12 protein-coding genes and 1 pseudogene are annotated in these 12,755 nt (G+C 42.0%); all 13 read right to left on the bottom strand.

What is annotated here, in order from left to right:
* Window positions 1–16: 16 nt before the first annotated feature.
* Window positions 17–379: an Asp23/Gls24 family envelope stress response protein gene (locus tag FC60_RS06830; RefSeq protein WP_007122328.1), complete on the bottom strand. Its 363-nt coding sequence runs from the start codon at window positions 377–379 to the stop codon at window positions 17–19.
* A gap of 141 nt (window positions 380–520) precedes the next feature.
* Complete coding sequence (rpmB, locus tag FC60_RS06825; protein ID WP_056937683.1) at window positions 521–709, bottom strand: 50S ribosomal protein L28; 189 nt, start codon at window positions 707–709, stop codon at window positions 521–523.
* Between the two features lie 124 nt (window positions 710–833).
* Entirely contained in the window at window positions 834–1,484 is a 651-nt protein-coding gene (locus FC60_RS06820; RefSeq protein ID WP_056937682.1) for a thiamine diphosphokinase, read from the bottom strand.
* Window positions 1,485–1,538: 54 nt separating this feature from the next.
* Entirely contained in the window at window positions 1,539–2,192 is a 654-nt protein-coding gene (rpe, locus tag FC60_RS06815; protein ID WP_056937681.1) for a ribulose-phosphate 3-epimerase, read from the bottom strand.
* 10 nt (window positions 2,193–2,202) lie between these two features.
* Window positions 2,203–3,072, bottom strand: coding sequence for a ribosome small subunit-dependent GTPase A (gene rsgA, locus FC60_RS06810; protein WP_056937680.1), 870 nt, complete (start codon window positions 3,070–3,072; stop codon window positions 2,203–2,205).
* A gap of 17 nt (window positions 3,073–3,089) precedes the next feature.
* On the bottom strand, window positions 3,090–5,003 hold the full coding sequence (gene pknB, locus FC60_RS06805) for a Stk1 family PASTA domain-containing Ser/Thr kinase (RefSeq protein ID WP_056937679.1): 1,914 nt from the start codon (window positions 5,001–5,003) through the stop codon (window positions 3,090–3,092).
* Window positions 5,004–5,006: 3 nt separating this feature from the next.
* Window positions 5,007–5,750, bottom strand: coding sequence for a Stp1/IreP family PP2C-type Ser/Thr phosphatase (locus tag FC60_RS06800; protein ID WP_056937678.1), 744 nt, complete (start codon window positions 5,748–5,750; stop codon window positions 5,007–5,009).
* A 12-nt stretch (window positions 5,751–5,762) separates the two neighbouring features.
* Window positions 5,763–7,099: pseudogene (rsmB, locus tag FC60_RS06795) on the bottom strand (16S rRNA (cytosine(967)-C(5))-methyltransferase RsmB).
* Window positions 7,080–8,042: a methionyl-tRNA formyltransferase gene (gene fmt, locus FC60_RS06790; protein ID WP_056937677.1), complete on the bottom strand. Its 963-nt coding sequence runs from the start codon at window positions 8,040–8,042 to the stop codon at window positions 7,080–7,082. Before fmt ends, rsmB begins: the two are co-directional and overlap by 20 nt.
* Window positions 8,043–8,057: 15 nt before the next feature.
* Window positions 8,058–10,475: a primosomal protein N' gene (gene priA / locus FC60_RS06785; protein WP_056937676.1), complete on the bottom strand. Its 2,418-nt coding sequence runs from the start codon at window positions 10,473–10,475 to the stop codon at window positions 8,058–8,060.
* Between the two features lie 15 nt (window positions 10,476–10,490).
* Entirely contained in the window at window positions 10,491–11,681 is a 1,191-nt protein-coding gene (gene coaBC, locus FC60_RS06780; protein ID WP_056937675.1) for a bifunctional phosphopantothenoylcysteine decarboxylase/phosphopantothenate--cysteine ligase CoaBC, read from the bottom strand.
* Between the two features lie 66 nt (window positions 11,682–11,747).
* Window positions 11,748–12,011 (bottom strand): DNA-directed RNA polymerase subunit omega, encoded by a 264-nt coding sequence (rpoZ, locus tag FC60_RS06775; protein WP_056937674.1) that lies wholly within the window; start codon window positions 12,009–12,011, stop codon window positions 11,748–11,750.
* Entirely contained in the window at window positions 12,008–12,628 is a 621-nt protein-coding gene (gmk, locus tag FC60_RS06770) for a guanylate kinase (protein WP_007122339.1), read from the bottom strand. The genes rpoZ and gmk overlap by 4 nt, the downstream gene beginning before the upstream one ends.
* Window positions 12,629–12,755 lie beyond the last annotated feature (127 nt).

Genomic DNA, 12,755 nt, shown 5'->3' with positions numbered 1-12,755 from the left:
TTCCTCCCGCTTGCCACTACTCACCAGCCACGCGAACCCCTTGAACAAAGACGTTCACCTCATCGGCAGTAATTCCAAGCATTGATTTTAAATTATACTTAACTTGTGATTGAACACTTTTGGAAACTTCGGAAATCTTGGTTCCATAGCTCACAATAATGTTGACTTCCACATCGATTTGATCATCATTTTGGCGAACTTCGACCCCTTGATGATAACTATCTAAACCTAAAATTTGGTTAAAACCGTCTCGAACTGGTTTCCGACTAGCCATGCCGACAACTCCATAAATATCGGTTGCGGCACCACCAACAATTGTGGCAATGACATCATTGGAAATATCAATCATTCCCGATTGATTCTTGATCTTCACAGTCATTTAAACGGCCTCCTTCAATTTAAAATACCATACGTAATTGTACCATATCGGAGTTTTTTTAACATGAATTAGTTCACCCTGGTTCCCCAACCGACTTTTTTAAATGGCACAAAAAAAGATGGCCTTTATCAGACCATCTTTTTAGTGAACACGAGTAACTTTCCCTGACTTCAGAGTACGTGCTGAAACGTAAACCTTCTTAGGCTTACCATCAACTAGGATGGTTGCCTTTTGCAAGTTTGGCTTCCAACTACGACGACTTGAGTTAAGGGCGTGTGAACGCTTGTTACCGAATTGTGTGTGCTTACCAGTAATGTAATCCTTTGCCATTGTAGACCCTCCTCTCCTCATCAAATTTATTTCAGAGCGCAAATGCGCTTTAACTCACCTAAATAATTTACCATAGCTAACAAATGAATGCAACCGTTTCTTTCAAGTAATTTTGCTTGACACTTTAATCACGCGACTGAATAACCATCATCACTCCGGTCTCAAATGAAAAATGGGCTTGATTACCAACAAATTCATTGGAAGACCAGGAAATTGGAAAGGTTGCATTATAATCATGCAGTTGATATTTTTCATCCGGTAAGGTTAATCCGGTTACAGGAGTCAAATTAACAAAAGCTAAGTATCTCATTTCGGGTAGCCGATTGATTTGATAAGTACCTGGCTCATACCAAGTAATATGATTCCCCCGATCGATCATCGCCAACTTAGCTAAAGCTGGACGGTACTGAGGCATTAAAACCGTATAGAGGTTAGCAAGGTATTGGTCCAATCGACCACCCGTCGCCCCATATAAGCGAATTTGATCTGCTCCAAGCTCCAAAGCAATTCGGATAGCTAATTGGGTATCCGTATCTTCGGTCTTGATTTCCGGGGGATAAAAGCGAACATCTGAAACTAGTTCTTTCACCCGCTTAAATTGTTGATCATCAGATGAATCAAAATCTCCCACCGCAATATCTGGAATAATTTGATGGTCAATCAGTCGAGTGGCGCCAAGATCAACCCCAATCCAGAGACCATCTAATCGAGCAAAGTCAGTATAAGGAACTAAATGTTCTGGTCCGCCGACTAAGATATTTACTACTCGTCCCATAAATCCTCCCGAATAAAAATGGCGGGTTACCCCACCATTTTTTGTGAATTAAAACTACTTAGTTGCATCCTTAATTGCGTTAATCTTAGCAACTGGATCATCAGCACCATAAACGTATGAGCCCGCAACTGCTACGGTTGCCCCCGCTTCATAGCATGGAACGACTGTTTCATTGTTAATTCCACCATCAATTTCAATGTCAAAATTGTAGCCATTTTCTTGCTTCAAAGCGTTCAATTCAGCGATCTTTGCCACCGTTTCTGGCAGGAACTTTTGACCACCAAAGCCAGGGTTAACTGTCATTACTAAGACTTGGTCCACCATATGCAGAACTGGCTTAATCATCTCCACCGGAGTTCCAGGATTAATCACTACTTCAGCTTTAACGCCACCGTTTTTAATGATTTGTAATGCCCGGTGAATATGTTGGGTTGCTTCAACTTGAACCCCAATAATATCAGCCCCAGCTTCCACAAAATCAGGAATAATATGTTCAGGATTTTGAACCATCAGGTGAACATCTAAGACCATTTTAGAAATAGGACGAATGGCCTTAACAAAACCTGGTCCATAAGAAATACTTGGAACAAAGCTACCATCCATCACGTCAATGTGCAGATACTCTGCCCCACCTTGTTCAACTAGTTCGATATCCTTTTGTAAGTTAACATAATCTGCTGACAAAATCGAAGGTGCAACCTTAATCATAATATTCTCCTTAATATTTTGGTTTCTGATTAATAATCAATTCATGGAATTGTTGATAGTTTTCATATCGACTGGTCATTATTATACCATCTTCAACCGCTTTCTTCACGGCGCAACCTGGTTCCTTTAAATGAAGACATCCACGGAAACGGCAGCCTCCACTAATCCGCCGCATTTCTGGGAAATAATCAGGCAATTCTTGCACCGTCATTGGAAAATCTTCATAGGACGAAAAGCCTGGTGTATCTGCGACCAGTGCCCCTTGTACTTGTAAAAGGCTGACTTTTCGCGTGGTGTGTTTCCCCCGTTGTAAGGCATTAGAAATTTCACCCGTTGCCAAATTTAGGTCAGGAGCCAAATGGTTAAGTAAAGTTGATTTTCCAGCCCCGGTTTGACCCATCATGGTAACGATTTTACCATCTAAAGCGGTCATCAAATTATCTAAAAGCGCTTGTTCAAACGGTGGCCGGCTAAAGAAAGTGGCATAACCAATTTCCTGATACCCCTTGATAACAGATTGAAATTCCTGAGCTTCTTGATCTGACAATAAATCCGTTTTAGTAAAGTAGATCACCGGTACAATTTGCTGACTTTCTAAAGCAATTAATTGTCGATCTAACAAATTAGTTGAAAATCCCGGTTCCTTCACGGCCGTCACCACCACCGCAACATCAACATTAGCCACCATCGGCCGAATTAACTGATTATCACGTGGTAGAACTTTTAACAAATAACCTTCTTCGAATTCTACCCGATCACCGACCACCGGCTTGATGCCCCGCTTGCGGAAATTTCCGCGCGCTCGGGTTCGGAAAATTTGATGATCACTTAAAATATCATAAAAGCCACTTAACGATTGTTGAATAATTCCTGTTTGCAAATATTTATCCTCTAGTTTCAAGCAGTAATGTTATTAACACTCATGATGGTTCGTCCATCTCGAATGACCCGATAAGAACCAGTTGAGTTATTCCGTAATTTAAATTGGAGATTTACCGTTGTTTCTTGATTAATGGTCATCGTTTGATAAACCGTTCCATAGTTGTGGTCGTCGTCACGAATATAAATTGAAACCTTATTTTCTTTATAGTCATCATCATAGGGAATCGTCACTTGGATGTTAGTCGTTTTTTCGGTATCACTGGAAGCAGAGGTCGCGACCGTCACCGTTAAGGTGTCACCTTGGGAAAGCTTCTTACCAACCGCTGGTTGTTGACTAACTACATGATTATCTGCTACTTTGCTATCTTGCGTCGTAAGTGTGGTTAATTGTAAGCCATGCTTGGTCGCGTATGCTTGAACATCGCTGATACTCTTATTTTTGAAATTTGGTACCTTAACCGTATCTTTACCTGAGCTAACCGTCAAGGTAATGCTATCACTACCTGGATGAGCGACAGTATTAGCTGCAATACTTTGTTTGATAATCGTATTTTTATCATAATCTGCCGAATGGACCGTTTCCTTATGGACCGTGAATCCTTTATTCCGTAAAATTTCAGCCACGTTCTGATAATTTTCACCAGTATAGTCATCAAGAGTATAACGTTTAACTCCCCGACTCATAATGACATTAACTGATTGACCATATTTTTTGGTTTGTTTCCCGGTCGCTTTAATAACATGACCATTAGCAACTACCGAGCTATATTGCATGGTAACATCGCCTAATTTAAGATGATGAGAAGCTAATTCATCTTGCGCTTCAGTTTTAGTATCCCCAAACAAATCAGGAACACTAGTCATTTGATTGTAGTAATAGTAAAGGCCACCACCAGTAATTAAAGCAATTAAAAGCATACAAACCAGGAACCACCAGCGACGCCGAATTCGCCGGCGTTGATGCTTTAACTTTAATTCGCGGGTATCACTCCGCGAATGATTGGTATCTTTTATCTGGGCCGCATCAAGATCTTTGAATTGTTGAACATCTAAAACCTTTGTTTCGTCATCAGCCATGGTCGCTTGAAAACGTGGTTCATTAATCCGATCAGAATTTAAAGCCGTTGATAAATCATCTAGCATTGCTTGGGCTGATTGATACCGATTTATTGGATCTTTAGCAGTCGCTTTTAAAACGACATTTTCTAACGACTGTGGGACAGCTGGATTTAAAGAGCGAATTGAAGGCACTTCATCGCGAAAATGTTTAAGCGCTATTGAAATTGCCGTCTCACCTTCAAAGGGTACTTGCCCCGTCAGGAGTTCATACAAAATAATTCCTAAGGAATACACATCGGAACACTTAGTCGCTACACTACCTTTCGCTTGTTCTGGCGATAAATAATGAACCGACCCTAAAAGGGTATTAGTTTGCGTTAAAGCGTTGGCATTTGACGCCGTCGCAATCCCAAAATCAGTGATTTTAATCTGTTTTTGATGGTTAATTAGGATGTTTTGTGGTTTTAAATCACGGTGGATAATTCCATGCTGGTGAGCAACTTCGACCCCCTGGAGGATTTGTGTCATGATAGTAATTGCTGTTTCAACTGATAAATGGGGATGAGCTTGAATAAAGGCTTTTAAATCCGTCCCTTCCACATACTCCATTACCATATACTGCATGCCATTTTCTTCACCAACATCATAAACGCCGACAATGTGCGGATCATTTAATTCAGTAGCCGCTAAGGCTTCTCGATTAAACCGCCGCTTAGTATTTTCATCATCACGCATGTCAAGGCGCAAAACCTTGACAGAAACATCCCGATCTAAAACCAAATCACGGGCCAAGTAGACGTTGGCCATGCCACCTTCTCCTAATGATCGAATAATCTTATATCGATCATTGAGTACATATCCGGCTTTCATGAGCTAACCTCTCTTTGGAGTATTTTGACAAATCAAGACACTAATATTATCAGCTCCACCAGTCTTTAAGGCACGACTAATTAGCCGATGACATTTTTCTTGAACTGAAATGCGCTTCATTTTGATGATGCGTTGCATCTGATTATTGGTGACTCCCTTGTACAAGCCATCAGAACATAACATGAATACATCTCCTTGCCCGAGCACGTAAGCATTGACTTCAAGTTCCGCTACTTCAGCTACTCCTACGGCTCGAGTAATCACATTTTGATGTGGTGATTGTTTAGCTTGCGCAGGAGTCAATTCACCAATCCGCACCAATTCATTAACTAAGGTGTGGTCACGCGTTAATTGATTTAAAGTATCATCGTGCAGTAAATAAGCCCGACTATCACCTATATGAGCAACAATCACCGTTGGCGCCAACACAATCGCGGCAACTAAGGTCGTCCCCATCCCGCTATATTGAGGATCTTGATTTGCAGTTTCTAAAATTTGATCATTAATAGTTTGGACATATTGATAAAACCAGCGCTTTGCTTCATCCGGAGTCGCTGGTGTATCACTTAAAAAGGTGTTCCCCAAAAAATCGACGGTCATCGTGGCGGCTTTACTACCACCTTGATTTCCCCCGATTCCATCCGCAATGATTAATAATTGACTACCTGAGGGGGCTGTCGTTATTGCAACCCGATCCTGATTATCTAATCGTTTTAAGCCAACATCAGTCAAAAAGGCTGTTTGCATTGAGAAAACTCCTTAACGGACCCGCTTTAAATTACTAATGAAAAAGCCGTCCGAATTATATTCATTTGGTAAGATCGTCAAAGTCTTAGACTGACGATCAGCTTTTATTGCCCGTGCGGTTTGCGTCGTCATTAACTCAAACTCAGGATGACGCGCCAGAAAAGCTTGGACTGTTCCATCGTTTTCGGCTGCTAAAATAGTGCACGTGCTATAAGTAATTATACCGCCCTTTTTTACTTTTGGGGCGACTGAATCTAAAATGGCCCCTTGAATCCGATGTAGGTTTTGACTATCTTGCCAAGTCTTATCATAACGAATTTCTGGTTTTCGACGCAACAGGCCAAAACCACTACATGGGGCATCCACCAAAATTTTATCAAAAGTTTCGTCAGCAAAACGTTCATCAACTTTACGTGCATCAAGTTGAGTCGCTTGAATCCGATCGGCTACTTGCATCCGTTGTGCGTTTTGTTCGATTAGCTTGACCTTATGGGCATGAATATCGAGCGCCACCACCTTGCCAGTGGTTAAATTTTCCGCAATCTGAACCGTCTTTCCACCTGGTGCAGCACAGGCATCTAAAACCAAATCATCAGGTTTGAGATGCATACTTTCAACTGCTAACATGGCGCTCTCATCTTGGATGGTGATCCGTCCTTCTTTAAACGCAGTTGTTTCCGTTACACTGCCACTTTTAAAATGAAGGCATTTGCGGCCAAAGGACTTGGTTTCACTTCAAAACCAGCTGTTTCCAGTTCTGCTTGCACTGCTTCCGTATTAGTAAGATTTATATTAACCCGTAAACTCTGATTAGCTGGCTGATTAACTGCTGCTGCAATCGCTTGGGTCACTTGCATTCCATACTGCTCTCTGAGCTTTTCAATAAGCCATTGTGGTAAACTAGCGACCACGCTTAGTCGCTGAATTGGGTCTTTAATAGTATTTAGATCCGCTACCCCTTGTCGTAAAATGGCGTGGCAGACACCCGTCACAAATTTCCGAATACCAGGATTGCCATGCCTTTTGGCAATTTCAATAGTTTCGTTGGTGGCGGCCCAATCAGGAATCCGGTCTAAATAATGATATTGGTACAAGGTCATTAATAAAAGCGTTTGGACCCACGGAGTCACCTTTTTGCCCTTAATAAACGGTGCCAGCCAATATTCTAAAGTAATTTGGTGTTGTAATACACCATAAACCAAATTAGTGACCAAACGTTGATCAGCATCATTTAAATCAGCTTGGTGAAGGCTCTGATTTAATTGTAAATTGGAATAGGCATGCTGTTGACGAACCTGTTGCAAGATTTGCCAAGCAACTTCCCGAGCATTATTTTGACTCACTTTCATCAGTTACTGCTTGTGCTCCTACTTCTAATTGTTGGTGGCCATTCAAATAAGCGGTAATGTCCATCAATGGTTTCCCCGCAGGTTTTAATTGATTAATCCGATAAGTCGTCCCCTGACCAGCCGCTAGGACTAACTCATGCTTTCCAAGACGAACTACTTTACCAGCTGCTAACGATGTATTTTCTTCTAGGGGCGTTACATCATAAATTTTAGTAACAATCCCATCAATCACCATATTACCGATCGGTGAAGGACGTAAGCCCCGGACGTGTTCATCGATTTGGTGGGCCGTCATTTGATAATCAATTCGCTCTTGTTCCCGGCTAATATTGGGCGAAAAGACAACTTGACTTTCATCTTGCGGTTTCGCCTGGATAGTTCCAGCCACTAATTGGGGTAAAGTCTGCATCAAGAGATCTCGGCCAACCAGACTTAATTTATCAAACATGGTCCCAGCATCATCGTCCTTGGTGATTGGAATGGCTTTTTGTGCCAACATCTCCCCTGCATCCATAGCTTTAACCATGTACATGATGGTAACTCCCGTTTCTTGATCACCATTCATGACCGCATACTGAATTGGCGCCCCACCTCGATATTTCGGTAGAAGTGAGCCATGGACATTGATCGCCGCAATCTTAGCAGCTGATAATAATTTGCTTGGTAAAAACTGACCAAAGGCCGCTGTAATCATCAGGTCGGGTGATAAGTCGATAATGGCTTCCATTTCTGGACTATGGTTAATCTTTTCAGGTTGAAAAACCTTAATTCCAGCCGTCACCGCTAACTTTTTCACTGGGGTCGGCGTCAAAACATGTTTTCGCCCCACTCGACGATCAGGTTGAGTGACCACTGCTAAGACATCATATTGAGGATCGTCAATCAATGCTTGCAAAATTGGAACTGCAAATTGCGGAGTCCCCATAAAAACTATTGAAGTCATTGTCCTTTCTTCCTTTCAAATGAAATATTGTGGATCTGGATCAATACTGATTTGCAGATCTCGACTATATTTGCTTTGGGCCTCATGCATTATTTGGCTTAACAAGGAATGCAATTTTTGGTCCAGGCGATATTTAATAATAATTTGATAATAATAGCAATTTTTCAATCGAGCAATTGCTCGGGGCGTGGGGCCTAGGAAGATCGTTCTCGAATCCGTGACCTGATCCAATTGTTGACGAATTTCAAACATGGCCTTCGCCACCTCTTTTTCATCAGGATGGCTTCCCATAATCCGCACCGTGTAATAATAAGGCGGGTAAGCCGCTAATTTACGTAAATTCATTTCAGTGGCAAAAAAACGTTCATAATCATGTTCTTTAACCAACTGAATGACATAATTATCGGGATTAAAGGTTTGAATAATTACCTGACCAGCCTTATTAGCTCGCCCTGCCCGACCGCTTACTTGCGTTAACAAATCAAAAGAGCGTTCCGCCGCTCGGAAGTCAGGTAAATCTAGCCCCGTATCGGCATTTAAAACGCCCACTAAAGTTACATTGGGGTAATCTAGTCCTTTAGCAATCATTTGAGTCCCCAGCAAAATATCGGCTTCATGATTGCCAAACCGATCTAGCAACTTTTGGTGCATTCCCTTTCGTCTGGTTGTGTCGACATCCATTCGAATGATGCGCGCATTAGGTAATAATTCTCCTAATTCAGCGGTGACTTTTTCCGTTCCCGTACCGTAATAACTTATTCGCCGACTTTGGCATTGCGGACAACGATTGGGAATCGATTCCTCATGACCACAATAATGACACTTCATCGAATGTGAATCCATGTGTAAAGTCAGGGAAATATCACAATTCGGACACTTTAAAACATAACCACAATCCCGGCACATGACAAAAGAAGAGAATCCTCGTCGATTTAACAAGAGCACACTTTGCTCATGCCGTTCTAACCGAGCATGTAAGGCAGACAATAATCGTTGGGAAAAATTGGTTTCCCCTTTTTTTTGAACCTCTGGTCGCATATCAACAATCTCAATTGGCGGTAAAGCCTGTTGATTAGCTCGTTTGGAAAGTACTAAGCGTTGATATAAACCTGCTTCAGCTCGAGCGCGACTTTCTAAACTTGGGGTGGCTGACCCTAACACTAAGGGAGCATGATGAAAATCACTACGCCATTTAGCAACCTCACGAGCGTGATAGCGCGGTGACTCGTCTTGCTTATAGCTTCCTTCGTGTTCTTCATCCATTATAATTACCCCGATATTTTCGAGGGGAGCAAAAATCGCCGAACGCGTCCCTACCACGACCTTGGCAACACCACGACTGATTCGTCGCCATTCGTCGTAGCGTTCGCCGTTCGACAGTCCACTATGTAAGACCGCCACTTGATCGCCAAAGCGACTCCGAACTCGTCCAACAATTTGCGGTGTTAAGGAAATTTCCGGCACTAGCATCAAGGCCGTCTTACCTTGATCCAGCGCTGTTTGTATTACTCGTAAATATACTTCCGTTTTTCCACTTCCCGTAACCCCTTGTAATAGGAAAGTTTGAGCAATTGATTGTTCAATGGCTTGATCAATGGTATCAACCGCAACCTTTTGTTCGCTATTTAAAGTTAAGGTCTGCTTTTGAGCTACCGAAATTTGTAAAAAAGGGTCACGATAAACCTCTTGTTGAACTTTCGTCAACCAACCACGAGATTGTCCCAAATTAAAAGTGGCTGAACTTAATCCTGTTGTAGCTTGGGCCTCTTTTAAAGCAACCACTTGATCACCTAGTGTTTGTAGATACAGGATTAACTGATGTTGTGCTTTAGCGTTTTTGGCAATTCCTTGTAATTCATCTTCATATTGTTCAAAACTCAAACTTGCCTTAATGGCCGTCACAGTCTTCACTCGGGCACGATCATTAACTTGATAAACGAACTCAATTTTCTTATCACGTTGAAGTTGGCTTAACTTATGGACCGTTTCCGGATCATGTTGAACTTTTGAAAAATCAAGTTCATCTTGATTACCAAATAAAGCCATTTGGTCACTTTCGCTTAATTCATCGATTATTCGTACCATCCGTTGACTTTTCGCCTTCAACAGGTTTGGCAACATGGTATACAAACAAGTTATCCAAAAAGCATAAGTCGTCTCCGCCATCCAATGACTCAGTTGCAATAGTTCTGAATTAACCACTGGATTCAAGTCCATTACAGCCGAAATTGGTTTTAGTTCCCCATCATATTCAGTCTGCGGCGACTTGCCAACGATAAAACCTTGGACTTCCCGATGACCGGATCCAAACGGGACAATTACCCGCATCCCAGCTTGCGCAATCTCAACTAAGCGGTCTGGTATTAAATAAGTATATGGTTGATTAGTTTGCATGGTTGGGACATCAACCACAACTTGCGCCAGATCCGCCATCATAATCTCCTTTATCTATCGTAATTCCTGAATGAATTGAATTAAATTCTTTGCCACCGCCGTTTTTGACATTTGTTTCCACTGTTGCGGTGCTTGGTTAGGTTGATAAATCGTCACCTGGTTAGTATCAGTTCCAAAGCCACTACCTACCTGGGTGACATTATTACCGACAATCATATCCGCATGTTTACGGGATAATTTTGCTTGCGCATGATCATCCAAATGATCAGTTTCGGCCGCAAAACCCACAACGAATTGGCTAGCTTGTTTTTTCGCCCCCATCGTTGCTAAAATATCTGGCCCTTGGGTTAAATCTACACTCAAAGTCGATGTTGCGCTTGTTTTCTTAATTTTTTGGTCCGCTGGATGATCAACCTTATAATCAGCCACGGCGGCTGCCATTATTAATCCATCTGCTCCAACAAAGGCTTGATCGACTACCCGAAACATTTCTTCGGTTGTTTCTACTTTCGTAATATGAATTCGCTCACTCTTTGGTAGGTTCACTTCAATCTGACCGACAATCAAATCAACTTGGTATCCACTTTGAGCCGCCGCACGGGCAATTTCAATTCCCATTTTACCAGATGACCGATTCCCAATAAATCGAACCGGATCAATCGGTTCACGGGTTCCACCAGCTGTGACCACTAAGCGTTGACCATTTAAGGGAGCAGAAAGTAACTCTTGAATAGCGCTGACAATGCGCTCAACCGCTGGCATTCGTCCTTTCCCAGCATACCCTTCGGCCAATAGTCCTTCGTCGGGATCCAAAATCGTAATCCCATCTACTTGCAATAACTTTAGGTTCCGCTGGGTAGCTGGATTATCCCACATGTGATTGTTCATCGCCGGAACAATTAATTTGGGAGCTTTTGTCGCTAGCAACGTGCTAGTTGCGGTATCATCAGCAATACCATTCGCCAACTTAGCAATAATATTTGCAGTGGCAGGAACCACCACTGCTAGCTCCGTCCAATCAGCTAATTCAATATGGGGAACATGCCCCTGTTTAGTTTGTGCCCACATATCCGTCAAGACTGGTTGGTGTAATAACGATGCGAAAGTGGCTTGGCCAACAAATTCTTGCGCTGACTTTGTCATTACCACCCGCAACTCGTGTCCTTGCTTTTGCAAAGAGCGGACAAGGCTGAACGATTTATAGGCCGCCACGCTTCCGCTTACGTATACCACAATTTTTGCCATTTTGTCGTCCTCATAAAAAAAGGGTAGCCAAGTTTAATCTTGATCCACCCGTCAAATAGTATTTGCTTAATCTTTCGTTTCAGTATCGATCGTTACTAAGCCAGCCTCAATTTCTTCTAAAGCCATCCCAACAGACTTGTTTGATTCATAATGATCAAGCAATAATGGTTTGTCTTCACTCATATCAACTGGTTTATCCGAATGATCGGCCCGAAATTTATCTTCACGATACTTATCGATCTCATGGGCCCGCTTACTAGCAAGCATAATTAAGGAATAACGTGAATCAACTCGTTCTAATAATTTGTCAACTGATGGAAATAAAATCATTGGTTAGCTTCTCCTAACATTTCTAAATAGTCGGGCATGACTCGATTAACCCGTAAATGCTCAGTCCGAATAATTTCTTTAATTCGTTCAACGGCATTGCTTACTTCATCGTTCACAACAGCATAATCATAATTTTGCATCATCCGGATTTCATCAAAAGCCGTTTTAATCCGTTCATCAATGACATCCATTGATTCAGTCCCACGACCAATTAAACGATGCTTCAGTTCCATGATGTCAGGCGGGGTCAAGAAAATAAATACGCCATCTGACGTCCGTGAACGAACCTGCATTGCCCCATTAACTTCAATTTCTAAGAAAACGTCTTTGCCGGACTCTAAAGTTTCATTAACATATTTTAAGGGCGTTCCGTAATAATTGTCAACATACTTAGCATACTCAAGCATTCCGCCGGTCTGAATTTCATGTTCAAACTCTTCTTTAGTAACAAAAAAGTAATCCTTACCGTTAACTTCGCCTTCACGTGGTTGTCGTGTCGTCATTGAGATCGAATACTGAAAATCATTACCTGGTTGATCGAATAGCGCTTTTCTGACCGTTCCTTTCCCAACTCCGGATGGGCCCGAAAGGACAATTAATACTCCACGTTTAGCCATGCCGCTAACACCTCTTATAAATTTGAATTAATGTAATTACTATAACACGAATTAGACCGTCTTGGTACTGGATTTCCAAACTAGTTACTAGCTTAAAAATTTTTCTTTCTTGCCTTTTTGAACATTT

It is taken from the genome of Limosilactobacillus gastricus DSM 16045 (assembly GCF_001434365.1).
Classification (GTDB): domain Bacteria; phylum Bacillota; class Bacilli; order Lactobacillales; family Lactobacillaceae; genus Limosilactobacillus; species Limosilactobacillus gastricus.
The sequence above is the reverse complement of the archived record's forward strand: the minus strand, read 5'-3'. Positions and strand labels throughout refer to the sequence as shown.